Origin of the sequence: Brenneria izbisi, from assembly GCF_025840185.1 — a bacterium.
GTDB lineage: Bacteria > Pseudomonadota > Gammaproteobacteria > Enterobacterales > Enterobacteriaceae > Brenneria > Brenneria izbisi.
This window is the reverse complement of sequence record NZ_JAMPJU010000013.1, coordinates 60,756-87,045: the sequence shown is the minus strand read 5'-3', so window position 1 is coordinate 87,045 and position 26,290 is coordinate 60,756. Positions and strand designations below refer to the sequence as shown.

Annotated in this window: 19 protein-coding genes; 11 read left to right on the top strand and 8 right to left on the bottom strand. The window is 53.4% G+C overall.

The window, feature by feature from the left end:
- Window positions 1–7: 7 nt before the first annotated feature.
- From NC856_RS15045 to NC856_RS15035, 3 genes are all read right to left on the bottom strand, one after another.
- Window positions 8–460 (bottom strand): CesT family type III secretion system chaperone, encoded by a 453-nt coding sequence (locus NC856_RS15045; protein ID WP_264091260.1) that lies wholly within the window; start codon window positions 458–460, stop codon window positions 8–10.
- Window positions 461–818: 358 nt separating this feature from the next.
- Window positions 819–3,365 (bottom strand): aminotransferase class III-fold pyridoxal phosphate-dependent enzyme, encoded by a 2,547-nt coding sequence (locus NC856_RS15040; RefSeq protein WP_264091259.1) that lies wholly within the window; start codon window positions 3,363–3,365, stop codon window positions 819–821.
- A 2-nt stretch (window positions 3,366–3,367) separates the two neighbouring features.
- Window positions 3,368–5,683 carry a hypothetical protein gene (locus NC856_RS15035; protein ID WP_264091257.1) on the bottom strand — a complete coding sequence of 772 codons (2,316 nt, stop codon included), beginning with the start codon at window positions 5,681–5,683 and terminating at the stop codon, window positions 3,368–3,370.
- A gap of 949 nt (window positions 5,684–6,632) precedes the next feature.
- Between NC856_RS15035 and nikA the strand changes: the two genes are divergently transcribed.
- The 5 genes from nikA (at window position 6,633) to NC856_RS15010 (ending at window position 11,782) form a co-directional block, all read left to right on the top strand.
- Window positions 6,633–8,249: a nickel ABC transporter substrate-binding protein gene (nikA, locus tag NC856_RS15030; RefSeq protein ID WP_264091256.1), complete on the top strand. Its 1,617-nt coding sequence runs from the start codon at window positions 6,633–6,635 to the stop codon at window positions 8,247–8,249.
- Window positions 8,250–8,415: 166 nt separating this feature from the next.
- The gene (gene opp1B / locus NC856_RS15025; RefSeq protein WP_264091281.1) at window positions 8,416–9,348 is read left to right on the top strand and encodes a nickel/cobalt ABC transporter permease; all 933 of its coding nucleotides are present in this window, start codon (window positions 8,416–8,418) and stop codon (window positions 9,346–9,348) included.
- A 1-nt stretch (window position 9,349) separates the two neighbouring features.
- Window positions 9,350–10,177 (top strand): nickel/cobalt ABC transporter permease, encoded by an 828-nt coding sequence (opp1C, locus tag NC856_RS15020; RefSeq protein ID WP_264091254.1) that lies wholly within the window; start codon window positions 9,350–9,352, stop codon window positions 10,175–10,177.
- Complete coding sequence (locus tag NC856_RS15015; RefSeq protein ID WP_264091252.1) at window positions 10,177–11,022, top strand: ABC transporter ATP-binding protein; 846 nt, start codon at window positions 10,177–10,179, stop codon at window positions 11,020–11,022. The genes opp1C and NC856_RS15015 overlap by 1 nt, the downstream gene beginning before the upstream one ends.
- Window positions 11,006–11,782 carry an ABC transporter ATP-binding protein gene (locus NC856_RS15010; protein WP_264091251.1) on the top strand — a complete coding sequence of 259 codons (777 nt, stop codon included), beginning with the start codon at window positions 11,006–11,008 and terminating at the stop codon, window positions 11,780–11,782. Before NC856_RS15015 ends, NC856_RS15010 begins: the two co-directional genes overlap by 17 nt.
- A 26-nt stretch (window positions 11,783–11,808) precedes the next feature.
- On the opposite strand, the gene rhaM is transcribed toward NC856_RS15010, so the two are convergent.
- The 4 genes from rhaM to rhaB form a co-directional block, all read right to left on the bottom strand.
- Entirely contained in the window at window positions 11,809–12,123 is a 315-nt protein-coding gene (gene rhaM, locus NC856_RS15005) for an L-rhamnose mutarotase (protein WP_264091250.1), read from the bottom strand.
- A 66-nt stretch (window positions 12,124–12,189) separates the two neighbouring features.
- A complete protein-coding gene (gene rhaD, locus NC856_RS15000; protein WP_264091249.1) occupies window positions 12,190–13,014 on the bottom strand; it encodes a rhamnulose-1-phosphate aldolase in 825 nt (274 codons plus the stop codon).
- A 4-nt stretch (window positions 13,015–13,018) separates the two neighbouring features.
- Complete coding sequence (locus NC856_RS14995; RefSeq protein WP_264091248.1) at window positions 13,019–14,281, bottom strand: L-rhamnose isomerase; 1,263 nt, start codon at window positions 14,279–14,281, stop codon at window positions 13,019–13,021.
- On the bottom strand, window positions 14,278–15,753 hold the full coding sequence (gene rhaB, locus NC856_RS14990) for a rhamnulokinase (protein WP_264091247.1): 1,476 nt from the start codon (window positions 15,751–15,753) through the stop codon (window positions 14,278–14,280). Before rhaB ends, NC856_RS14995 begins: the two co-directional genes overlap by 4 nt.
- A 389-nt stretch (window positions 15,754–16,142) precedes the next feature.
- On the opposite strand from rhaB, the gene rhaS reads away from it, so the two are divergent.
- Together rhaS and NC856_RS14980 are read left to right on the top strand one after the other, a co-directional pair.
- A complete protein-coding gene (gene rhaS, locus NC856_RS14985; RefSeq protein ID WP_264091246.1) occupies window positions 16,143–16,982 on the top strand; it encodes an HTH-type transcriptional activator RhaS in 840 nt (279 codons plus the stop codon).
- 17 nt (window positions 16,983–16,999) lie between these two features.
- Complete coding sequence (locus NC856_RS14980; RefSeq protein WP_264091245.1) at window positions 17,000–17,857, top strand: helix-turn-helix domain-containing protein; 858 nt, start codon at window positions 17,000–17,002, stop codon at window positions 17,855–17,857.
- A 2-nt stretch (window positions 17,858–17,859) separates the two neighbouring features.
- Here the strand turns inward: NC856_RS14980 and NC856_RS14975 are convergent, their stop codons facing one another.
- Window positions 17,860–18,402, bottom strand: coding sequence for a YagU family protein (locus NC856_RS14975; protein ID WP_264091244.1), 543 nt, complete (start codon window positions 18,400–18,402; stop codon window positions 17,860–17,862).
- Window positions 18,403–19,200: 798 nt separating this feature from the next.
- Here NC856_RS14975 and NC856_RS14970 point away from each other — a divergent pair.
- The 4 genes from NC856_RS14970 (at window position 19,201) to NC856_RS14955 (ending at window position 26,173) form a co-directional block, all read left to right on the top strand.
- Complete coding sequence (locus tag NC856_RS14970; protein WP_264091243.1) at window positions 19,201–20,334, top strand: efflux RND transporter periplasmic adaptor subunit; 1,134 nt, start codon at window positions 19,201–19,203, stop codon at window positions 20,332–20,334.
- Window positions 20,334–23,447: an efflux RND transporter permease subunit gene (locus tag NC856_RS14965; RefSeq protein WP_264091280.1), complete on the top strand. Its 3,114-nt coding sequence runs from the start codon at window positions 20,334–20,336 to the stop codon at window positions 23,445–23,447. The genes NC856_RS14970 and NC856_RS14965 overlap by 1 nt, the downstream gene beginning before the upstream one ends.
- The gene (locus tag NC856_RS14960) at window positions 23,447–24,817 is read left to right on the top strand and encodes an efflux transporter outer membrane subunit (protein ID WP_264091242.1); all 1,371 of its coding nucleotides are present in this window, start codon (window positions 23,447–23,449) and stop codon (window positions 24,815–24,817) included. The genes NC856_RS14965 and NC856_RS14960 overlap by 1 nt, the downstream gene beginning before the upstream one ends.
- Before the next feature lie 162 nt (window positions 24,818–24,979).
- On the top strand, window positions 24,980–26,173 hold the full coding sequence (locus NC856_RS14955) for a multidrug effflux MFS transporter (protein WP_264091241.1): 1,194 nt from the start codon (window positions 24,980–24,982) through the stop codon (window positions 26,171–26,173).
- Window positions 26,174–26,290 lie beyond the last annotated feature (117 nt).

The window sequence follows — 26,290 nt, the reverse complement described above, 5'->3', positions numbered from 1 at the left end:
GCCTCTCTCAATAGGGTTGCTTGCGCGCCGCGGCGGTTGGGGTTGGCATGCGTGCGGGGCGGGGGGCGTCTGACTCGCGCCATTGGCGCACGAAGGCGGCGCAGGCGGAAAGCGCTGCCAACAGCGTGGGCGCGGAGGCGCGCTTAAGGCCGACTGCGCCCATAAGCAGAATGTTTCCGGTTTTGGGATTGCGAGCCAACACCGCACCGTAGGGCGCGTTGAAAAGGTGAAAATTCATATCCAGCAGCGCGATTGATTGTTGTGCCGAATACTCACCGCGCAATGCGCCTAGATCGGCGTGGATCGCCATGTGGCCGGGTTCTGGCTGTGGGACATAGGGTAGGGAAAAATCGACGCCGTCGATCTCGAAATTGGGGCGTTCGTAAATCACGCCGCTGCGGGGGATCTCTGCGAGGTCGCAGAAACCATCTATTAAGGCCCGATAGATTTCCAAGCTCATCTTTATATTTTCCTGTATTGACCGATAAAAAAGCCGTCTTGCTGAAACATGAAGCAAGACGGCGGGACAAATGGTTTAAGGCATAGACATCGATATTCTCTGTTCAGGGCTCAAAAGGAAGAAAGATCCGTAAGAGTCAGACGTGTGTTTTTTTATTCACTTTTAAGTCGTTGCGGAGGGAAAGTGGTTTCCGATTGAATTGTGAATTTTTTGTGACGTGGTGTTGTCGGGGATGTATATCGGCAAAGGTGTAAAGCGAGCTCGCGCCCGTCAGCATCCGGTTAATGGCGCACTGGCGCGGTAGCGCCAGTGCGGTTCATCCTCTATGTTCGGAGCCGGTTATAACTGATGCATTACCTTATGCTTCAAAGGTGGATAGTTCGTCGCATACCTCACTCAGCGCCTTGATGAAGAGTTCGGCTTCTTCCAGTGACAGAATCAGCGGCGGCTGGATTCGCATAACCCGGTTATTGTTGGCCGTCACAAAGGTCAGAATGTTGTGTTCCTGAGAGAGCTTGGTCATGATGCGTAGCACGAACATGTCCGCCATCGTGGACTCTAGCTCTTTCATGGCGGCTTCCAGATGATCGCGGGCTTTCATGGGCATCATCCGGTAGGTAGCGGCGGCTTTGGCGGGCAGTCTGCTGGTCATTTCCTGGACGAAGGCCTCAATGCCGTCCGATATATCGTTTTGGAATTCAACGGCGAGCATCAGTCCTCGTCCGCGGACTTCTTTAATGAAGTAGTGCTTGCGGGCTAACTCTTCCAGCCCTTGCCGTAAATGAGCCCCGACCAGACGGGCGTTGCCGGCCAGGTCTTCATGTTCCATCACATCCAGCGAGGCCAGCGCCGCCGCCGCCGCAAAATTTCCGCCGCCGAATGTTGAGGTGTGCAAGGAAAAGCGATCGATATTACCGTAGGCGCGTTGCCAGACTTCTTTCGATGAAAGGGTGGCGCCAATGGGTACCAGTCCGCCGGAAAGGGATTTGGACAATACCATGATGTCGGGAGAGACATCCTCCCACTGGCAGGCGAACATCTTACCGGTACGGCCAAGCCCGGTCTGGATTTCGTCGAGGATCCACAGGCATTGATGTTCGGAGCACAGCGCGCGCACCGCAGAAAGGTAACCATCCGGCGGCATGGTGACGCCGCCTTCTCCCTGGATGGGTTCCATGATGAAAGCCATAACGTCTCCCTTGAGCAGCCGCGCTTGCAGAGCGGTCGCGTCACCGAACGGAATTTCCTCGCAGCGGGGCAGCAGCGGTTCATATACCTTGCGATGTTTCTCGCGACCCGTCACCGACAAGGCCCCCAGCGTTTTGCCGTGGTAACCGTTGGCGCAATACAATATTGTTGGTTTATCAATCGTAGGTTTATCGAACGTAGTTTTATTGCTGGCGGCCATCGCCAGCTTTAACGCGGCTTCCACGGCTTCAGTTCCTGAGTTGCTCAGGAACACGCGCTCCAGTCCGCCTGGCGTAAGTTCGGATAGACGCCTGGCCAGAAGACTGGCATGCAACGGCGCGGACAGATATTGCACGAAGGTGGGATACTGTTGCGTGAGGTAGTGTTGTAGTTGGGCGATAACGCGTGGGTGGTTGTGACCGGTATTGAGACAACCGTAGCCCGCCATAAAATCCAGATAGCGGCGGCCATCCAGATCGGTTAGCCAGCATCCTTGCCCGTGGTTGAAAACCCGTTCGACATGATTGAACTCATAGAATTCACGCAAGACGGGGTTGATGTGTTCGCCAAAACAGCGCAGCACTTCCGTGCGAAGGTGTTGGGGATCGTCATCTATGTCCAGGGCTGCTGGCTGTTTGCCGCCGTGGAAACGCCGTAATTGATGGAACTTAGCTTCATTTACCGTTTCGCCCTGGCTTGTTAAGGGACGCGGGAAAAAACCATGATGTTCGGCAATACGTCCAATTTCCAGCACTCGGTCGACTGGCAAATCGCGTCCGATCGAAAAAGGTTCTGCCCGTCCCTCCAGCGCGAGAATAATGGTTTCGGCGAGGCAACCATTGAGGTTGCGCTTCGGATCCAACCCTAACGCCAAAGCGCCGAAGTTTACGGTGTCGTTTGCCGATACCAGTCCGCCATCAATCACCAGAATATCGTCACGCTTTTCCCAGCCTGGCTGCGTATCTTTCGGCAGCGCCGCATCCACGATCACGCTGCCCGGCGCCAGCCGTTGTGGATCAATCACGCCGCCGCTGGACGTCGCGGCCACGAACAGCTTGATTTTGTCGTAGCATGCTTCCACGTTGGCGTGCAGCGTGACTTGTCCGTGAAATTGCTCCGGCAGATAATTCAGCAGAATCGCGGATTGCTGTTTTTCGTCCCGATGCACCAGATGCAATCGGCATCCCTTCGGGGCCAGCAGTCGGGCGACTGCCAGCGCGATTGAACCGGGATAGCCCAGTACGGCAACTTCCGCCTGCTCGGGAGGAATATCAAGAGCGGATAGAACATCCAGCAGATTTATATAGGTAGCATAGGCTGTCAGCGAGTTGCCGGTAGTTACCGGAACCTGGGTGCGTTCGAGCGTCTGTAGGCCGCGGTTGCCGACGATGGATGTAAAGCCCCCAAGCCCAACCAGTTCCGCGCCCTCGCTTTTGAGCGCGTTGACGCCTTCGACCACGCGTTCAGCGATGCGTCGCGGCTGGCTTAGCATCTGTTCAGCCGTCAATGGCATGAATTGTAAAATACCTTCACATTGCGCGCCACAGGCGCTGACGATGCGACTGAATTCGACAAAGGGAACCAAATTGCGCTGACGCCATCGCGCAGGATCGTAGCCGTTGGCCTGTTCCTCAAGCATACGGCCTGTCATATCGACCAGTTTGACCTGATGCAGCAATTCTCTGGATGTTGGGTGGGCAATAAAACCGAATTTCATAGTTATCCCTCTTGAGAAATACGTAGACGGCTCCAGGAGTCTTCTGAGATTAGGCTTAAGCCGTCACCCTCTGAGTTGTGTCCGAGCCAGACATCGAAGAAGTTGACGCGGCCTGGCGTGATTAACGCTTCGCCCAACTGTTTCGGGCAAAATTGGCGGATCGTGCGGCGATGGACGCTTATGTCATCAATAACGCAGTCTTCAGGCTTGGTCTCCCGTCCGACCATGGGGATATGGACTTGTTTATAGCCGTTCGGCAGGTGACGCTTGTCCAGATAGCTCTGGATCATGGAGAGCCCGCCATTGGTCAGGTACAAGACGGTGACGTTGCCGCCGCGAGCCGCCACGCCTTTAGCTGATGACAAGATCAAACGCTGTTCTATGTCCGGCGCGATTGCGCGAGCGCCATCGCCAATAAAGGCCAGCACGTTGCGCTCGTTTTTCAGCGCGATATAGGGTAGCGACATCAGGCCATCCCCCATCAAGGCGCGGCCATACCAACCGGAGAAGCCGGTATCGGTACGCGCGACATTGCGGATGGCTGATAAGCCGCAACGTCCGACATCATAGACGCCGGTATAGCGATAGCCTTGCCGTTGAATCAGATCGGTTAACAGCAGATTTAAATGATGGAAGAAATAATTGGGCGTCATCGGCATCGTTTCGATGAGATCGATTGGCACCGCCTCCTGAATATTCCGCAATTGTTCAAGCAATGTCCGGCGGTGAGACAGCACGATGCTATCGACATCCAGACGCGGCTCTATATAGTCAAGAAAATCTTCCAGCCGAACATCCAGAGCCAGGCTGGTGAATGGCGACATATGCGCCGTGTTGCTGTTGACCTGGGCAACGTTGAAGTTGCGTTTGAGCTTACCTTCCGAATAGGGCGTCGCTGATTGTTCAATTCTGCTTTTGAGAAAGAACAACCAGGGCCGGCTTTCGTCTTGCTGAGGCGGCGTTTCCAGAAACTCATAGATTGCGCGGTTAAAACCGTACATGGAAAGTGTGCCGAGATAGTTTTCCACGGGGGCGCTTTCCCGGTAAGTGGGTACGCTGCCGGGATGAATGATGCTATCGACCAATCCAATGCCCGCTTTCTCTGCCAGTCGCATAACACGGACTTGTTCGTCTGGCGTGAGGCGATCACAGTGCCATAGCATTCGCGTATTATCATGGTTGATGGCCGCTACCGCCTGATCTAGCCGTTCACGCTGAGCCGCGGATAGATCCGCCGTTTTGATGGCGGGTGGCCGTGTTGTGAGCGTGGGCTCATCCAGTTGTGATTCGAGCATGGCTTGCGTAGCCATGATAAAGGTTGGCGCCGGATGCTCATCAATAGCCTGGAAAGCGCCTTCCATTCCAGTGGATATATCATCGGGCGAGTTTATAAAACAATGCCATAAGCCGCGAGCGGCAATCACTGCATGACCGTTGTTATCCGCGTTGACCGTTCCCTGAAATGGATACCAGATAGTTGAGGGGGAATCGGCGCAGACAATCAGGCCTGGCGCGGCAGCGTGTTTAAGGTTTGTCAGGGTGCCGCGCATCTCGTCAATCATGCCTGAGGTCATGGCTATCACATAGGGCCGGTCATATAACTGCCAGCCCGCCAACGCGCTGACGGCAAGAGAATGTTCGTTGTTTCCAGTCAGGCATCGGTGGTCTGAACCTTGCAATAATGTATTCATCGAACTGATGAACCGGGCTATCATGGAACCGGTATAGAAGTGAAAGTCCCACTGATCGCCCCAGCGAGCGGTCATATGACGATGAATTGTCTTCGCTAGCGTCACCGGCTCATCTGTATTCTGATAGACTCGCATGAGCATGCGGTTGTAATAGGCGTGTTCCAGGTGGCCCAGAATCAATCGCAGAAAGTCGGCCCGACGTTGATACGGATTGGGATGCAGTACGCGTACTTGTCTGCTGCTTCCCGACTGACACATCCATTTTCTCAGAAATTCCTCCTGACATAGCAGTATCATTGAATAAGGTGAAAAGCGGGTTTCAGGTTGGTTGCTGATAAACGGTACAAATGGGTCTTCCGCGCCAGGTTCTTCGTATCTGGCGTCTAAGAAGACAAATTGCGGTTGATGACCTGCCGTCAATGCCTCAAGCGCCGCCGAAATTGAGTCGAAACGCAGTAATGACAGGGCGATACCCTTGTATTTATGCTGTGAAATGTACTGATTTGCCTGTTCGATAATCTGTTTATAGAGGATGCTGTCACTTTTTGTGCAATCCTCGTCTGACAACAATTTATCGGTTGGCATGCTGTCGTTGCTGTCCAGCAATGTATTGATATTATTAAGCACTACTTTTAAATCTTGTATTAACCCATCATCCTGGCTGATTAGGCAGACATGGATTGTTTGAAACTCATGCGGCATAAATATTACCTTTCTTCTTTAAGAATCGCGAATAGCGTAAATTTTTCCCAGGCAGTCAACTGCCTGGCATACAACAACTCCTGCCATAAATGCCAATCAACCATAGGCGCCAAAAAGTCGCTTTCCTCGACTCGAATTATTCAGGCTATAACCCTTTAATTAATAAATGGGCTATTCTTATTTTTAGAAAATATTTTCAACACCTTTTACAGATTAAAATAGAAGGTGGTGTTGGGAGTTGGTAGTAACAATTGGGTTAATAGGTTTTAAAAGTCATGATTCTTATTGTGTTGGTAAGTGCGCATGTTTTTTATGATTAATATTAATTGTAGTCAAGATGCTAAAAAGGTAAATATACAATTTTTAATATTTTTATATAATTTCATTTTTTCTTTATTAAATAGAAGGTTATTAATAATGGTTAATGCCAGATTATTCATGCTCGCGTATCAATTGAAAAAAATAATAACGAGGTAAATTAAATTATTAAAATATGTGATTGTTTACAGAGGTTACTCTTTTTAAAAATTTAATTTTCCTGTCATATTAAAAATGGCAGATGCATTGACATCTCTTGAGCACGTTAATCTTAAATAGACAAGTGGCAGAGAGACGCGCTAATGTCCATCCGTCCCGAAAGTCCGGTCTGCTTTTCCCGAAACGCGTTGATGTGATAGGACGTTATAACGTGTTCAGGTATTGGTGTGCCGGGGTCGGCATGATTCAACATAATAATTTTCTGTTTTCTCTGCTCTACATCATGTTTTTATAAACGATAATTATTCTCATCTTGGTGTTGTCTTGTTAATATAACGACCGATTTTAGGCTACCTTTTTTCCACCTCTGTATTTTTTGGGTAAATGGAATATTACTATGTCTACATTTGAGAGCACCTCTGCATTATCGGTGCCAGCGCGCCGAATGAAGAAACCCCATCGTCTCCTTGCCACGCTGTTGCTTTGCTTTTCCCCGTTATTGACGGGTCCGACGCTGGCGCAAACGCCTGCGTCGCTAACGTTCGCCAACTTTCGTGATACGCGCGATCTCAATCCGCATCTCTATTCGGGTGAGATCTGGGCGCAGAATATGTTGTATGAATCGCTGGTGAAAATCACGCCCACCGGTATTCAGCCCTGGCTGGCGGAAAAATGGCAAACCTCCGCCGACGGCAAGGTATACACCTTTACCTTGCGCGAGGGCGTGAAATTCAGCGATGGCGCGCCGTTCAACGCTCTGGCGGCAAAACAGAACATTGATGCGGTGTTGGCTAACCGCGAACGGCATGGCTGGCTGGAAATGGTGCGCATCATTGATAAGGTTGAAGCGCTTGATGAACGCCAACTGCGTTTTACCCTGAAAGAACCCTATTATCCTTTCCTGATTGAGTTGGCGGTTACCCGGCCCATGCGCTTTATTTCGCCGGCGGCGATGAAAGCGGGGGAAACGAAACAAGGGGTGACGGCTTATATCGGCACCGGCCCTTACGTGATGAGTGAACATAAAACCGATGAATATGCGGTATTTACGCTCAATCCATATTATTGGGGCGAGAAACCCAGGCTGGAACGGGTGGTGATGAAGGTGATACCGGATAATCAGACACGCTTGCTGGCATTGCAGAAAGGTGAAATCGAACTGATTTATGGCAAAAACATGATTGACGCCGATTCTTTCGTCCAACTGAGCAAGAACAAGAAATTCGCCACACAGCTTTCCGAGCCGGTATCCACCCGCATGCTGCTGATTAACACCCAGTCGGAAAACCTGAAGGATGTACGCGTGCGGCAGGCGTTGCAGCACGCAGTGAATAAGGTGGACATCGCGGAAGGCATCTTCGGCGGCAGTGAAGTGCCGGCGGATACGCTGCTGGCCAGGAATGTGCCGTACAGCAATATCGATCTGAAACCTTATGCGTATGATCTGGAGCAGTCGGCAAATCTACTGGACGCGGCGGGTTGGGTGCGGCAAGCCGGTCAGACGTGGCGGCAGAAAGACGGTAAACCGCTCTCCATCGCGATTTACTACGACAGCAACACCGCATCGCAGAAAGTGATTGCCGAATACCTGCAAAGCGAATTCGCCGACCTGGGTATTGAACTCAAATTATATGGTGAAGAGGAGCAGGCTTACCGCGATCGTCAGAAAGCAGGCAAATTCGATATCGTGTTTAATATTTCCTGGGGCACGCCTTACGATCCTCAGTCCTTCCTGTCGGGAATGAAATTGCCGGTTTACGGCGACTACGCCGCGCAACAAGGGCTGGCGGAGAAAAAACAGATCGATGACAGCATTGCGCATGCGCTCATCACCACGGATGAACAAAAACGGCAGGAACTCTATCGCTATGTCCTGACCACGCTGCATAACGAAGCGGTTTATATCCCGTTGACGTATGAACGCAACCGGGCGGTGTATGTGAAGAGTCTGAAAGGGGTGGGCTTTAACCCGTCGCAGTTTGAGATCCCGTTTGATCGCATGTACCGCGAGTAACGGATTAACGCGAGTCAGGCGTTTAAGGCGAATGTAATGTAAGCCTCCGCTTTCCCTGATGGCGAGGCGGAGGATGTTGCTGATATATGCGCCGTGTTTCTGTTCGATGTTATTCGTTCCATGCTTTCCGCGTTGCGGAGGGATCTGAGAAATGACAGGTTGTGATGTGAAAAAATATATCTGCCGACGTCTGTTGCTGACCGTGCCGATTCTGTTCGGTATCTCATTCCTCTCTTTTTTGTTGCTGAATCTGGTGCCTGCTGATCCGGCTGAAGTCGCCCTGCGGGTCAATGAAATTATTCCCACCCCGGAGTCAATCGACGCCATGCGTCTGCAACTTGGGCTGGATCGCCCCTTTCTGCTGCGCTATTTCTACTGGTTATTCGATGCCATGCGTCTGGATTTTGGCTACTCGTATGTCAACAATCGACTGGTGCTGGATGAGATTGCCCGCTGTTTGCCCGCGACACTGGCGCTGGCTGGGGTGGCGCTGTTGATGATCCTGGGTATCAGCATCCCGCTGGGCGTATTGAGCGCGGTGTATAAAGACAGCCTGTTTGACCGCCTGATTCGGACGCTGGTTTTTCTGGGGACGGCCATGCCCAGCTACTGGCTTGGCCTGCTGCTGATCTGGTGGCTTGCGCTAGCGTGGGATTGGTTGCCGACCAGCGGCAGCGGTACGTTCGCGCACATCATTTTGCCTGCCATCACGCTGTCGATGGTGTATATCTCCATCTATATCCGATTGATTCGTAATAATATGCTGGAAAATATGCAGCAGTATTACGTCTATTACGCCCGTACTCGCGGGTTGACGGAGAAGAGCATTATTCTGCGCCATGTGCTGAGGAATTCGCTGCATAGCAGCATTACCGCACTGGGCATGAGTATTCCGCAACTGCTGGCCGGGACGGTGATTATCGAAAATATCTTTGCCTGGCCGGGGGTGGGGCGACTGTGTATTTCAGCGATTTTCAGTCGCGACTATCCGGTGATTCAGGCTTATATCCTGATGATGGCGGTGCTGTTTGTGTTCTGCAATCTATTGGTGGATATCATTCAGCGCTGGATGGATCCGGCTTTGCGACAAGAGAGATAATATGTTGTTTTCGCAAAAACTGCTGCGCGATAAAGTCGCATTACTCTGCCTGCTGGTGCTGATTACCGTGGTCGTCATCGGTATTTTCGCGCCGTGGCTGGCGCCCAACGATCCGAACAAGATTAACATCGCCCGTAAATATGCCGACTTCAGCGCTCGCTTCCCGCTGGGCTCTGATCATCTTGGCCGCTGCGTGCTGTCGCGTCTGATGTTCGGCGTGAGAACCACGCTGTTTCTGGCGCTGCTGACCATGGCGGTAACGATTGTGATTGGTTGTCTGTTTGGCTTCCTGTCCGGTTATTTTCGTGGCCGACTGGACGAGATCATGATGCGCTGTTGCGACGTCATGTTGTCCTTCCCCAGCCAGATTATGATCCTGGCGATTGTCGGGATTCTGGGCGTGGGGATCGGGAACGTGATCCTGGCGAATATTCTGGTGAAGTGGGCGTGGTATACCCGTATGATCCGCAGCATTGTCATCAAGCACAGCCAGAAAAATTACATTCTGTTTTCCCGCGCCAGCGGTACGCCGTGGTGGTTTATTTTACGACGCCATTTGCTGCCCAATACGTTGTCCGAGATCGTGGTGCTGGCGACGCTGGATACCGGCTGGGTTATTCTGAATATCTCCGCGCTGTCGTTTCTTGGGCTTGGCGTTCAGGCGCCGACGGCTGAGTGGGGTACCATGTTAAGCGAGGCGCAAAAAGTGATGATGAGCCACCCTGAGCAAATGCTGGCGCCGGGGCTGGCGATCCTGGTGGTGGTGGCCGCTTTTAATTTGCTGGGTGACTGTCTGCGTGATGCGCTGGACCCACGGGAGTCTCATTGATGAGCGATTTACTACGTGTCGAGAATTTGCAGGTTGCGTTGAAAACCGGGGGGCAGACACTGCTGAACGATATCGCCTTTTCTCTGCCTCGTCATGCCTGCCTTGGCGTGGTCGGCGAAAGCGGTAGCGGAAAAAGCCTGACCTGTCGGGCATTGATGGGGCTGTTGGGCGGACAGTTTACCTGTAGCGGGCAAGCCTGGTTGAACGGGACGGATTTGCTGGCGCAATCGCCGGAAGCGATGCGGCGGTTGCGCGGAAAAAGCATCGGCATGATCCTGCAACATCCGATGAATGCGTTTGATCCGCTGCAATCGGTCGGTAGGCAGATGGTGGAAACCTTTGGCGTCCATCTGGCGCTGAACCGGCGCGAAGCGCGCGAACGGGCGTTGGAGATGATGCAACTTGTCCGGCTACGGGACGTGACGGCATTGTTTGATAAATACCCCGCTCAGATCAGCGGCGGCATGTTGCAGCGCGTCATGATCGCCATCGCGCTGGCGCTGGAGCCGCAACTGCTGATTGCCGATGAACCGACGACCGCGCTGGATTCGGTTACCCAGCACGAAATCATGCAGGCGTTCAGCGCCATTCGTGAGCGCCTCGGCACCACCATGATTTTTATTTCTCACGATTTCGGCGTGGTGAATCGTATCGCCGATCGCGTACTGGTGATCCATCAGGGGCGTGCGGTGGAACAGGGTGAGGCACGGCAGGTGCTGCGCCAGCCCCAGCATCCGCATACGCGCTATCTGGTGGCTTCTCGCCAGGCCTTGCAGCGACGTTATCAGGCGCTGGTGGTTGCGCCGGCCAATGAGCGGGAAGTGACATATGACCGCGTTGGTTGACGTCGTTCAGGTGAGCCATGGCTACCGTGCGGAAAACGTCGGTCAGTGGTTGCCCGTTTTGCATGATGTATCGTTCAGTGTGCGCAGCGGCGAATGTCTTGGCATTATCGGCGAGAGCGGCAGCGGCAAAAGTACGCTGGGCCGGATTCTGCTGGGGCTGGAAGCGCCGAAGCGCGGGCAGGTGCGGCTGGCGGGGCAACCGCTCTATACGCCGCGACGTTTCTGGCAACGCCCGCAGGCGCGGCAGGTGCGGGTCAGCGCGGTTTTTCAGGACTATACCTCATCGGCCAATCCCTCGATGAGCGTGCTGAACATTGTTGCGGAACCCTTGCGGGGACGCGGCGTGACGCGGCGTGAGGACGTGCGGCGACAGGTGACGGAATTGCTGGATCTGGTGGGGCTGACGGCGGAATTATGCGAGCGTTTTCCGCACCAGTTGAGCGGCGGGCAAATGCAACGCGTCTGCATCGCCAGAGCCATCGCCTGCCGACCGCAGTTTATCGTGCTGGATGAGGCGGTCAGCGCGCTGGATGTGTCTGTGCAGGTACAAGTGCTGGATCTGCTGGCGGAACTGCGTGAACGGCTGGGACTGACCTATCTGTTTATCAGCCATGATTTAGCGGCTGTCGCCTACCTGTGCCAGCGGGTGATTTTTTTGCAATCGGGCCGCGTGATTGAGCGAGTGGATGAGATGTCCGCGTTGGGAGAGGTGCGGCATCCCTATGCGCAACAGCTTTTGCAGTCGGTGATGACGTTCTGATGCGCGTCGCGCCCGGAGATGGTTAATCAATCCAGATAGAAAACGGGAACAAGCGCCTCGCTGAGCGGACTATTGTCTGGGTTGGCGGGCATCACGTCTGTCATATGCCGCCACCAGCGCTGACAGACCGCCGTTTGCGCGATGGCGTTCCAACGCTCTTCGGATTCAATTTCGACATAAGCAAACAGCAGATTTCGCGCTTTATCCAAAAAAATACTGTAGTGGCGCGCGCCGTGCGCTTTGAGCGCCTCGGCCAGTTCCGGCCAGATCGGATTATGCCGTTGTTCATATTCGGCATGACATTCAGGAAAAACGGACATCACAAAGGCTTTACGCAACATGGCGGCTCTCTCTTGAAGGCGTCACGGACAAACGCCGGTGACGCCGGTTAAACAATGGCGGAAAGACTAAACGCGCAACGCCGCTTTCATCGGCGTGACACCAAAGCGCTCGCCCAAAGCAATCAATGCTTCGGTGGAGATGGTTTGTTTCTTGCCGCCCATCGATCTGACTTTCACCATCACCGTGGCGGATTTCTCAGCGGTATCGATCAGGCCGAAAGTTTCATCCAGCGTCGGGCCGCTGCCGAAAATACCGTGGAACGGCCAGAGCACCAGCGAATGACGCCGCATCTGATCAGCGGTCGCGTTACCGATGGCATCGGTTCCCGGCACCATCCACGGAACGATACCGATGCCATCCGGGAACACCACCAGACATTCGGTGCTGCCTTCCCACAGTTCGCGGGTGAACACGGCAGTATCGAGTTCCAGCACATAGCTGAGCGCGATCAGGTTGGTGGCATGGCAATGCATGATGACCCGATCGCGTCCGTGCGTGACCGCCATGCGTACTTTATGCGACTGAAAATGCGCGGCCAGTTCCGACGTCGGCAGGCCGCCGTTGGTCAGCCCCCAGTACAAGCGATAGCCTGTACCGTCATGATCCACTTGCAGCAGCGCCAGCGAATCCGCCGGCTCCAACTGTACGTTACGAAAAAACTTGCCGGAACCGGTGACGATAAACCAGCATCCCGCCAGTTCAGGCATGGCCTGACTTAATGTTTCATGGCGCGGTTGCGGATAGAAATCGCTTTCATAAGGCGTGACATCCTCTGTCGTCAGGCGCAGGCTGATATTGCCGCCGTTACGCTCGTCCCAACCTTTAAGCCACATATCGCCGGTGGCTTTAATCATGCCTTGTACAAACCAGGAAGAAAGGATCGCTTGCATAGTCTTACCCTTGACGTTGAGTGAGGATGGTTTGTTCATACTGGCGCACATGTTGCAGCCATTCGCTGCCCGGCATGACGTCATGGCGCTGGCAGTAGCGCTCCCAGACGGCTTGCCACGGCAGGGATTTTTGTTCTTCCAGCAGGGCCAGACGAGCGGTGTAGTCACCTTGCCGTTCGTATTGACGCAGCATATTGATGGGTTCCAGCAGCGCGCGCAGCAGTGCTTTCTTCATATTACGGGTGCCGATAACCCAGGCGGCGATACGGTTGATGGAGGCATCAAAGAAATCGAGCCCGATATGCACGCGGCTGAGCAGTTGGTGGCGCACGATTTCATGGGCAATAGCCTGTGTTTCGTCATCCAGCAGGACGACATGATCGCTGTCCCAACGCACCGGGCGGCTGACGTGCAGTAACAGACGCGGAACATACAGAATGGCGCTGGAGATCTTGTCGGAAATCACTTCGGTCGGATGGAAGTGACCGGCATCCAGACACAACGCCGTGCCGCGGCTGGCGGCATAGCCCAGATAGAATTCATTGGAGCCCACGGTAAAGCTCTCCGCCCCCAGCCCGAACAGCTTACTTTCCACCGCATCAATGTGGTGCGACGGATTGAGCGGTTCGGCAATAACTTCATCCAGCGCGCTGAGCAGACGCTGGCGGAACGCCAGACGATCAACGGTCAGATCTTTCATACCGTCCGGTATCCAGATATTCATCACTGACGGCGTACCCAGTTCGCGTCCGAAATAGGCGGAGATACGGCGGCTGGCCTGACAATGTTCAATCCAGAACCGGCGGATTTTTTCGTCCGGGTGCGACAGGGTAAAACCGTCGCTGCTGAGCGGATGAGAGAAGCAGGTGGGATTGAAATCCAGCCCCAGTTGATGGCGTTTGGCCCACTCGACCCAATGGCTGAAATGCCGCGGCTCAATCTGGTTACGGGCGACAGGCTGCTCGGACTCCAAATAAATAGCATGCAGATTCAAGCGTTTCGGCCCTGGGATCAGGGTGAACGCCTGCTCCAGATCGGCGCGTAGCTCATCGGCTGTTCGCGCTTTGCCGGGATAGTTGCCAGTGGCCTGAATACCGCCAGTCAGTGCGCCGCCGCGATCTTCAAAACCGGCGACGTCGTCCCCCTGCCAGCAGTGCATGGAGACCGGAATGCGATCCAACTGTTCCAGCACGGCGTCGACATCAATATTCATGCTGGCGTAACGTTCTTTCGCCAGACGCCAGGCGGTTTCAATCGCATTGTTCATACAGTGGTTTCCTCTTTTTTATCATGACAAAGGGACTTGAATCGGCGCCAGTGGCTGACGAAATCAATATCTGCGCGAGGGGTATAACGGTGGAGCGGGAAATTTTGGGTTAACAGATGACGGAATTCGGTCAGATCGGCGACGGCATTGAGCGCGATCAACTGACAGCCGATATTACCCAACGTGGAGGCCTCCACCGGTCCGGCTAATACCGGCAACTGGCACACATCGGCGCACAACTGATTCAGGAGTGCGTTCTGGCAGCCGCCGCCGACAATATGTAACTGGCGCAACGGGGCTTGCCGCAGTTCGCCCAGTTGCTCAATAACCTGACGGTAAAGCATGGCCAGGCTGTCAAAGATGCAGCGTGCCAGTTCCGCGTCGCTGTGGGGCATCGCCTGCTGATGTTCGGCGCAAAATTCGCGGATTGCGTCACACATGGACGGCGGATTGATGAAACGCTCGTCATTCGGATTGATCAGGCTGCCACACAGCGGCAGACGGGAGGCTTCCTCAATCAGCGCAGACAGATCCTGAATCTGCCGCTCCTGACAGACGCGTTGCAGTAGCCACAGCCCCATGATGTTTTTCAGTACGCGATAGGTGCCGTTAATTCCACCTTCATTGGTGATATTGGTGGCCAGCGCCCGCGCGCTGGTGTATGGCGTGTCGCTTTCAAAGCCGATTAATGACCAGGTGCCGGAACTGAGGTAAGCGCTGTCTTTGTCATGCAGCGGCGTGGCGACAACGGCGCTGGCGGTATCATGCGTCGCCACCGCGCGCACCGGAATTCGCTGGCCGCTGGGCGCGAACCAGACGCCGATGCGGTGACCGGGCTGCACCGGTTGGCTTAGCAAACGTTGGGGAAATCCCAGATAGTTCAGCAGTGCGCTATCCCATGTTTTATCCGCCAGATTGAGCAACTGTGTCGTGCTGGCGTTGGTGTATTCGCAACTGATGGCGCCGGTCAACCGATAGTGGAAATAATCCGGGATCAGCAACAGATGTTCAGCTTGTTGCAGATATTCCGGGTGCTGATCGCACAAAGCCTTGAGTTGGTACAAGGTATTGAAAGGCAGAAATTGAATGCCGGTACGTTGATAAATATTTTCACGCCCCAGATCACCTGTCGCCATAGCCATCAGGCCGTCAGTGCGATGATCGCGATAAGCGTAGGGCAGGCCGACCAGTTCGCCCGCTTTATCCAGCAACACATAGTCTACCCCCCAGCTATCAATCCCGATGCTGTCCGGGTAGATTCCCATGCGATCAATTTGATGTAAACCAGCAAGGATCGCCTGTTCCAGCGCTGACAGATCCCACACATGGTGGCCGTCCTGCGACACCAGATGATGGCTGAAACGATGAATTTCCCTCAGCGCCAGATGCTGTGTGGAGGTCTGTAACGTCGCCAGCATCACCCGACCGCTGGAGGCGCCAAGATCCACCGCCACGATATGCTTCACCGTCATGACCCTTCCTCTTTACCGGTTTGATGTCAGGCAGTGTAAAGATCAGTGACCGCGGTCACCTTCCGGTGAGTGCCATGTCACCGCGGTGACTGGCAAAATCGTCAAGCTGACGGTGAAACAGATCACAGTTGCGCCAGATCATGACGGGTTTTACGGCTGTATACGGCGGGAGGAGGGGAGATAAAAGAGAAAAAGGCCGGTGTGATCCTATCCACACTTCGACGAATTGGTTTCTGGATCTTGAAAAAATGACATCACAATGCCCGTGCGAGCGACGGTATTTAAAGGTCGTGCGATGTGCTTATGGCTACCATGACGCTATTTCCCCGGCGTTGGTACGCACTGGCGATCTTATACCGCTTCGCGAGCGGGTTAAGTGGAGAATCAAAATGACCTTACTTCGTGGTGATGACTTCTTTGCTTCACGGGCGGTGACAGTGGCGGTGGAGCCGCGCACGCCGCAGTCGGCATTTCCCGAACATTCTCACGATTTCTGGGAGATCGTGCTGGTGGAACAGGGCGCTGGCGTCCATGTGTTTAATGAGCAGCCCTATGCGCTGAGCAGCGGGACAGTGTTCTTCGTGCGCGATAACGATCGGCACCTGTTCGAAAATGTGGAGGGCTTATGCCTGACCAACGTGCTCTACCGCTCGCCGCGTGGCTTTCGTTTTCTGTCTGATATCGCCTCTTTTTTGCCTTACGGCCCGCACGGTGAGTGGCAGGGACAATGGCAGGTTAACGCGGCGGGCATGCGGCAGTTAAAACAAAGCCTCGGCAAACTGGCTGATTTGGCGCAGAGCGACACGCCGGAAGCTATCGCCGCCAGCGAAAGCCTGTTTTTACAAATACTGATACTGTTGCGGCAACGCTGTTTCCAGACCGAAAGCAACGGCTGTCAGCGTCAGGGCGTGCAGGCGCTGCTGGGCTGGTTGCAGAACAACTATAGCGAACAGATCAACTGGGGCGCGTTGGCCGAACAGTTCTCGTTACCGCTGAGAACGCTGCATCGCCAGTTGAAACAACATACCGGTATGACGCCACAACGCTATTTGAATCGGTTAAGATTGCTGGAGGCGCGTCGGCGGTTGCAGCAAAGTGATGATTCGATCACCACCATTGCGCATGCCTGTGGATTCAGCGACAGTAATCACTTCTCAACGCAATTCCGCAAGGCATTTTCTCTGGCCCCTAAATCGTTACGCCATCAGGCGTGTCATGAGGATAGCTGACGGCGGGCAGGTGAGGAATGTTAAAAAACAGACGTGGTTTAAAGCTACAGACTGAAGACTATTTCCTCACCGATAAAAACAACGTGATGGTTGCCGAACGCCATCCGCAGCCGGTATTTCCTCTGCATCATCATGATTTCGATGAATTGGTGATTGTCTGGCGCGGAAATGGTCTGCATTTGTGGAACGATGTGCCTTACCGCATCACGCGTGGCGACATGTTCTACGTCTCGGCCAGTGACCGGCACAGCTACGAATCTGTGCACGATCTGGAACTGGATAATATTATGTATATCCGCGAGCGGTTGACGTTATCGACAGACTGGCAGGCATTATTGCCGGGCGGCGATGAACCGCAGCATGCGCGCTACTGGTGCCTGGGTTCCGCAGGGATGGAAGCCATTCGCGATAAAGTCGACGCGCTGGCGCAGGAGTGCATGAAATCGGATGCGCTGTCGTTGCAATTGAGCGAGGTGTTGCTGTTGCAGATTGTCTTGCTGGCAAGGCGATATCGTCATGCGCCGGACAATCCGCAGTTGGCGGAGGCTCACCAGTTGGATTTGCTGATGAACGCCCTGCGCGCCAGTATCGCGCTTCCTTTCCGCTATGACGTTTTCTGCCGACAGCATGGTTTCAGCGCGCGCGGCCTGCGCACACGTTTTAAAGAACAGACCGGCATGAGCGTCGCGCAATATTTGCGTCAATTGCGCTTGTGCAAAGCGATGGAACTATTGCGCTACAACCAGCAAACCATTGGTGAAATAGCCGCGCAGTGCGGCTTTGACGACAGTAACTATTTCTCCGTGGTCTTCCATCAGGCATTTGGCGTCTCGCCCAGCACCTATCGGCAGCGTTTCCAGCATGTCGATCCGTAAGCTTATCGGGTAGCTTGCGACAGCGGCACTTCCGCATCCGGCGCATGGGTAATGCGGTTGCGTAAGTCGCGGCGGGCAATTTCAACCAGCCAGAAACAGAACATGTGGCCGAAAAGCTCGGAGAAATGCTCGGCAAACGGCTGATCCCACGGCGCCGGTATGGTGCCCAACAACGGCAGCAGGATAATATGGAAGACAACATGCAGAACCAGGCCGTAAAAAGCCCCTTGCCAGAGTTTGATTTTGGGATAAAACTCGGCCACCACGCAGTACAGCACGGCAAAGGTAATGGAAAACCCGAAGTGCATGATAAAGCTCATGATGGGTCTTGGGTTGCCGTTAAACAAATACGTGATGTGGGACATTTCGAAAGACATGCCCAACTGTTGCAGTAACTGTTGCGGCGGATTGGTAAGATCGCGGTCCGGCGTGCGCGGCGGGAACGGAATTTCCCAACCAAATTTCGCCAGGGCGCAAATAATACCGGCAATGACCCCGACTAATATTGCTATCAGGATTTTTTCCTTCGTGGTACGTAACTGCATAATATTTTCTCCTAAATAATCCGTCATCTTTCAGAATCGTCGGTTTGTTGCACCGCATCCGTTATCGGAAATTGATCCGCTTACCGCTGTTCAGGATCTTGAAATCCATTGGATAGAGCACGTTGTCATTGTTGATCAGTGAAATTGTTGTTCAGTAAAATTTAGCATGACGATGCGTAAATAAACCACCTCCCTTAAGTTGAATACCCACCATTGCAGAACGAGTTAACCACATGGCTCTTTTTCGTTGCCGAAAATGCGGTTGTTTATCCGAGAAACTTTAAAATAACCATGTTGGTTTTAAAGGTTTGTTCTATTGTCGCTTTACCGTGTAAATAATTTTATATGATGTAACTATTTGATTGTTAATGGATAAATGAAAGTAATCCTAAAAATCCGTAAAAGTAAGCCTTCATTTTAGACAATGATACACTTATTGAACATTACGATCGATTTTTACCTTTGAAACAACATTAGCATTAATGTGAATAGAGTGGTGCCAGTTGGGGCTTTTATGGTTATCAGATATGACAATATGTGTATTTATGTAATTTCTTTTTTTATCTGGCTAAATAGAATACCAAAATTCAGGTGATTAATAACGAATATAAATAATGTTCATGCTACTAAAATTAAATTGATATATACCTGATAGATCGAAAGTTACAGATGTAAGCGTTTAATTTTAATATTGACAGGCTTTATTACGTTTATTTTACATTCCGCCAAGATTCCGCGCAGCCTGATAATGTTATAGTCGAGAGCGATTTTCCGCCATATCACCTTATTTGGAATCACATGACCTCTTTCAAATACCTGTTTCTGGTATTCAATATTATTTTCCTGACCGCATGCGATGACGAAACAAAAGAACCAGCGGTTGCAGAGCCTACTGAAGTCGGGGTCGTCGTATTAAAGTCATCTCCCGTTACACTCGCCAGCGATTTAACCGGACGGACCACCGCCACGCTGAGTGCCGATGTCCGGCCCCAGGTGGGCGGCATTATTCAAAAACGGCTGTTTACCGAAGGACAGGACGTTAAGGAAGGCCAGATACTTTATCTTATCGATCCGTCAAGTTATCAGGCAGCCTACGATCAAGCGGCGGCGGTCTTAAAAAATGCACAGGCCGTTGTCTCTGCGGCGAAATTAAAAGCGCAACGTTATGCCATCCTGGAAAAAGAGCACGGCGTTTCCAGGGAAGAGTATGACGATGCGCGCGCGACTTATGAACAAAACGTTGCTTCGGTCGCTGAGAAAAAAGCCGCTCTCGAATCCGCCAAAATTAATTTGGCCTGGACCCGCGTCACCGCTCCAATCAGTGGGCGCATCGGGATTTCATCCGTCACGCCCGGCGCCCTGGTGACATCAGAACAGACCACCGCGCTGGCGACAATCCGCTCGCTGGATAGGATGTATGTGGATATGACGCAATCCAGCAGCCAATTGCTCGCCTTACGCAAACAGGCGTTGCAGAAAAATAAAGACAGTATCGATAATGTTACCCTGACGCTTGAAGATGGCAGTATTTATCCACATAAAGGCGCGCTGCAATTATCTGAAGTCGCGGTGGATGAGGCCACCGGTTCGGTAACGCTGCGCGCGGTGTTCCCCAATCCAGAATTTATCCTGTTGCCGGGCATGTTTGTCAGGGCCAGGGTCGTTAACGGTACGCTTAACGATGCTATTTTGGCGCCACAGCAGGGCATCACCCGCGACTCGGCGGGCAATGGCAGTGCGCTTATCGTCAATAAAGATAACAAGGTTGAGCAGCGCTCGGTGACCACATCGCGTGCCATTGGCGATCATTGGTTAGTGACCAAAGGCCTGTCGTCCGGCGATAAATTGATTGTCGAAGGCCGCAGTAAGGTCACCATGGGTGAGAGCGTAAATGCGGTGGTCATCGGCAATAAAATCGAGGGAGCGCAATGATGTTTTCTCGTTTTTTTGTCAGGCGGCCAGTATTTGCCTGGGTTATTGCTATTCTGCTCGTTCTTGCCGGCGCGATGGCCTTGCGGGAGATGGCGATTGGACAATATCCCGATGTCGCCCCACCAACGGTAAAAATAAGCGCCACCTATACCGGCGCGTCGGCGGAAACGCTGGAAAATAGCGTCACTCAGGTGATTGAACAGGAATTAACCGGTCTTGATGGCTTGCTCTATTTCAGTTCAACCAGCAGTTCTGACGGCACGGTTTCGATTAACGTCACCTTCGCTCAAGGCACCGACGCCAATATCGCCCAGGTGCAGGTACAAAACAAAGTTCAGCAGGCCGAAGCCAGATTGCCGGCGGAAGTGACTGCACAGGGCGTGACAGTCGAAAAAAGTCAGACCAGCTTTCTGCTGATTATGGCGCTGTACGACAAATCGGATAAACATTCGGGAACCGATATTGCGGACTGGCTGGTTAGCAATATCCAGGACCCGCTGTCACGGGTGCAAGGGGTCGGCGATGTACAGGTGTTTGGCTCGGAATACGCCATGCGCATCTGGCTGGATCCGGCAAAGCTGGCTTCTTACAGCCTGATGCCTTCCGATATTGAAAGCGCAATTGAAGCGCAGAACACCCAAGTTTCAGCGGGCAAAGTGGGGGCGGCGCCTTCGTCCGATGTCCAACAGTTGACGGCGACCGTCACAACCCTGTCCCGTCTCAAAACGCCCCAGCAATTTCGCGACATCATTGTTAAAAGCGATACCGCCGGCGCGATTGTGCATTTGAGTGATGTGGCGCGCGTTGAGCTTGGCAGCGAGGATTACAGCAACGTAACCCGCTTAAACGGCCATCCGGCCGCGGGTATCGCGGTGATGCTGGCATCCGGGGCGAATGCCCTGGATACGGCGACCAATGTGAAAGCCAAGCTAGCGGAATTCCAGAGCAACATGCCGCAAGGCTATGAAATCGCCTATCCCAAAGACAATACCGCCTTTATCAAAATTTCGGTTACCGAGGTGGTAGAAACATTGTTAATCGCCATCGTGTTGGTGATCGCGGTGATGTATATCTTCTTGCAGAATGTGCGTGCGACCCTGATCCCCGCCCTTGCCGTACCTGTCGTTATGATGGGGACCTTCGCCGTACTGTCGGTATTTGGTTATTCCATCAATACGCTGACGCTGTTCGGCATGGTACTGGCTATCGGGCTTCTGGTGGATGACGCCATTGTCGTGGTGGAGAATGTCGAACGCATAATGCGCGAGGAGAAATTGCCCGCCATTGAAGCCACAGAGAAATCAATGGGCGAGATTTCCGGGGCGCTGGTGGCGATCGCCCTCGTGCTGTCCGCGGTATTTCTTCCGATGGCCTTTTTTGGCGGTTCCACCGGCGTTATCTACCGCCAGTTTTCGGTAACGATTGTTTCCGCGATGATCCTATCGGTGGTGGTGGCCTTGACGTTGACGCCGGCGCTATGCGGCGCGATGCTCAAAACGTCTGACGAACATGAGCGCAGATTTGCCCGATGGTTTAACCGCATTTATGAAAAAACGGAAACAAAATATGGCCGCAAGGTAGCCGGTATCCTCAGGCGTCCGGCGCGGGCGATACTGGTTTATCTGGTTATCGCCGGCATCATGGTCGTATTGCTGATGCGCTTGCCCGGTGGTTTTTTACCTGTGGAAGATCAGGGCGATGTGATGGTGCAATACACCCTGCCCGCCGGGGCGACCATGAACCGAACCAATCAGGTGAGTAAAGTGGTGGAAACCTATTTTCTGGATAACGAAAAAGCCAATACCGAGGTTATTTTCACCGTCTCTGGCTTTAACTTCAGCGGCAGCGCACAGAATGCAGGTATGGCGTTTGTTGCCCTGAAAGACTGGTCGGCGCGCGACGGCAACGACAATACGGCGCAGTCCATCGCCGCTCGCGCCATGAAAAATCTTGCCGTCGTGCGTGATGCGCAAATCTATACCCTGGTCCCGCCGGCCGTAGATGGATTGGGCCAGTCCAACGGTTTCACCTTTGAATTGCAGGCCGCCGGTGCGACCACCCGTGAAGAGTTGAAAGTCTTACGGGATCAGTTGATCAAAGCAGCCTCGGCCTCCACTGAACTGGCGTCGGTTCGCGCCAATGAACTGCCTGAAATGCCGCAACTCAATGTGGATATTGATACCGCCAAAGTGGTTGCCCTGGGATTATCTATCGGTGATGTCACCGCCACGCTCAGCAGCGCCTGGGGCGGTACATACGTCAATGATTTTCTGTCCGGCGGACGGGTTAAAAAAGTCTATCTTCAGGGCGACAGTCAATTCCGCTCCAAACCTGATGACCTGAATAATTGGTTCGTTAAGGGCAGCAACAATGATATGACCCCTTTCTCCGCCTTTGCCACAACCCGCTGGACCGCCGGCGCCGATACGTTGACCCGCTATGGCGGTTCGTCATCCTATGAAATTCAGGGTGAAGGCGCGATCGGCACCAGTTCAAGCGCCGCGCTGGATAAAATGGAAGCGCTGGCGCAGACCCTGCCTGCTGGGGCGACCTATTCCTGGAGCGGATTGTCGCTACAGGAAAGAATGGCTAGCGGGCAGGCAGGTATGCTTTACGGCTTCTCCATACTGGTGGTTTTCCTCTGTCTGGCGGCGCTTTATGAAAGCTGGTCCGTACCGCTTTCGGTGCTGATGGTTATCCCGCTGGGGGTGGTGGGGGCCGTGATCGCGGTGACCTTGCGCGGCCTGGATAACGATGTTTATTTTCAGGTGGCGTTGCTGACGACCATCGGCTTGTCGTCCAAAAACGCCATTTTGATTGTCGAATTCGCCGAGGCCGCGTTGAATCAGGGAAAATCTGTTGGCGTCGCCGCTTTTGCCGCGGCCAGAACGCGGTTGAGGCCGATTCTGATGACTTCATTCGCCTTTATCGCCGGGGTGCTGCCTCTGGCGATGTCCACTGGCGCGGGCGCCAACAGCAGGATAGCGATAGGCACCGGCATCGTGGGCGGAACGGTAACCGCCACCTTCCTGGCTATTTTCTTCGTGCCGTTATTTTTCATCTTAGTAAAAAAAGTTTTTACTAAAGCGGCTGTGGTCGGGAGTAAATCGTAATGCTGAGGAAAATGCTGATTGCCTGCCCGCTATTACTTGCAGGATGTATTTCACTGGAGCCTCATTATGTGCGTCCCACCGCTCCCGTGCCAGCCGTGTGGCCCGGTGGCCAGAGCACACAGCCGCAATTGGAGTTAACAGCGTGGCAGGCTACCATCCATAATGACCGGTTGAAGCAGGTGGTGAGCCGGGCGTTAAAATCGAATCGGGATTTACGTCAGGCCATCGCGGACATTGAAGCGGCGCGGGCTTTGTATGGGGAGAGGAACGCGGCTCTCTATCCTACGCTGGATGCTGAGTTAAGCTCCAGCCGCAGTCGCTCGGTCAGCACCGGGGTATCGGAAGTAAATAGCAGCGCCGAAGCAAACGGCAGCGTCAGTTCTTTTGAACTCGATCTTTTTGGTAAAAACCGCAGTTTGTCCCAGGCAGCCAAAGAGAGTTGGCTGGCCTCAGCCGCGACCGCCAAAAATACCCGCATTACCCTGATTGCGGAGACGACGACGGCCTGGATTACCCTTGCCGCCGATCAAAGCAGTCTGGCGCTGGCAAAAGTCACGATGCAAAGCGCGGCGGATACCGTGAAAGTGACGAAACGACGCCTCGAACTCGGGGCGGATGACGGTACGGCGGTTAACTCGGCAATCACCACCTATCAGCAAGCGCGGGGCGATGTGGCCGCGTATACCACCCTGGTGGCGCAGGATCTCAACGCATTAAATCTGCTGGTCGGCGAATCAGTTCCTGACTTACTGCTGCCCGACACCCTGGAACCGCTGGAAGGCGCCATTACCATCGTGCCGTCCGGCGTCTCGTCCGAGGTATTGCTTCGTCGTCCCGATGTGCAGGCAGCCGAGCATGAGCTTAAAAGTGCCAATGCGGATATCGGCGCGGCGCGGGCCGCTTTTTTCCCCAGCCTGACGCTGACCGCCAGCGCCGGGGTGGGCAGCAGTTCACTGTCCAGCTTATTCAGTCATGGGAGTAATGTGTGGTCATTCGCGCCGAGCCTGACCTTGCCGATTTTCACCGGCGGGGAGAATCTCGCGGCATTACGTTACGCCGAGGCTGAAAAGAAAGGGTATATCGCCGCTTATGAGAAAGCGATTCAGAGCGCGTTTAAGGATGTCGCCAATGCGTTGGCCAGCCGTGCAACTCTGCAAGAACGGCTGGATGCACAGAACGCCTATGTCGCTGCCGCGATGAAAAGCTACCATTTATCTGATTTACGTTACCGCAATGGCGTGGACAGCTATCTGAACATGCTGGTGGCGCAACGGACGCTTTATGCCGCCCAACAGGGTTTAATCACGCTGAAGCAAACTGATTACCAGAACCGTATCACGCTTTGGCAATCTCTGGGCGGAGGCATTTAGGCCAGTCATTATTCATGCCCTCTTCTTTTCGGGGGGCGTTGCCGCGGTTGAATGCGTAGCGACATCGTGACCGCGCGAAAGGACAACATCAGCGACGGTGGCGAGACACGTTGGAGCCGCTCGCTTGCCTAATACCTGTTTTTTATTTCGCCAGGAGATGAAATGAAATTATCAATCCGCACTAACTATATAATAAATCTTGGTTTACTTGCCGCTTTCGGCCCTTTGTGCACCGATCTTTATCTGCCGGCGTTACCGCACTTATCCACGGAACTTAATATATCGACCTCCACGGCTCAGTTAACGCTTACCGCCAGTCTTTTCGGACTGGGGATCGGTCAACTTCTTTTCGGACCGATCAGCGATCAGGTCGGGAGAAGGCGGCCATTATTACTATCGCTGGCGTTATTTATCATCGCCTCCGTATGGTGCATGTTCGCGCCAACGGCGATGCAACTTATTCTGGCCCGTTTTCTTCAAGGCGTAGCGGGCGCCGGCGGCGCCGTGCTCTCCCGTTCCATTGCACGGGATCTCTACAACGGTCATGAGCTCACCACATTCTTCGCCATGTTGATGATGGTCAATGGATTGGCGCCTATTATCGCCCCGGTACTCGGTAGCGTGCTGCTGTCCGTCATGGACTGGCGTGGCTTGTTTGCGGTGCTTACCGCGGTCGGCGTAATTTTACTGGTTATGACCAGGCTCAATATCCGTGAAAGTCTGCCGCAGGGAAAGCGCAATCCCGGCAGTTTCGGCGCAATGTTCGGCTCTATCGGTTCGGTGATCCGGCATAAAGTCTTTATCGGGTTCTGTCTTACACAGGCGCTCATGCTGGCGGGGCTGTTTGCTTATATCGGCGCCTCGCCGTTTGTTTTACAGCGCATCTATAATATGTCGCCTCTTGGCTTCAGTCTTTGTTTTGCCATCAATGGTATCGGGCTGATCATCGCCGCGCAGTTGGCCGCGCTATTAAGTAAAAAATACGGCGAGTTCACGCTACTTAAGGGCGCATTGATATTCGCCGGCATGATCAGCAGCGCATTGTTGCTGGCGGGGATCATCGGCGCGCCTTTGCCCGTTTTCCTGGTTATCCTGTTTTTCGCCATCGCCTGCAACAGCGCCATCTGTACCGCGGCGTCCTCGCTGGCCATGCAAACCCAGAACAGCAATGCCGGCGGCAGCGCATCGGCGGTGTTAGGCGTCACTATGTTCACATTCGGCGGCATCAGCGTACCGCTTTCCGGCATCGGCGGAACCTCGGTCTTTACCATGACGCTCACCCTCTGGGCGGCGTATATGCTTGCGATTCTTGCTTTCTTTTTTATCGCCGGCAAAAAGCAGCCTGAAGGCCGGTGAAATTGTATGACTATCATTAAGCTTTCCGGCTTCCACTTTGGCGTTAAGGGTTACATGACGTTATTTTTTGAGAGAAATCTGCCGCGGTGTACTGAGATTTGATTCACACTGTCTTAA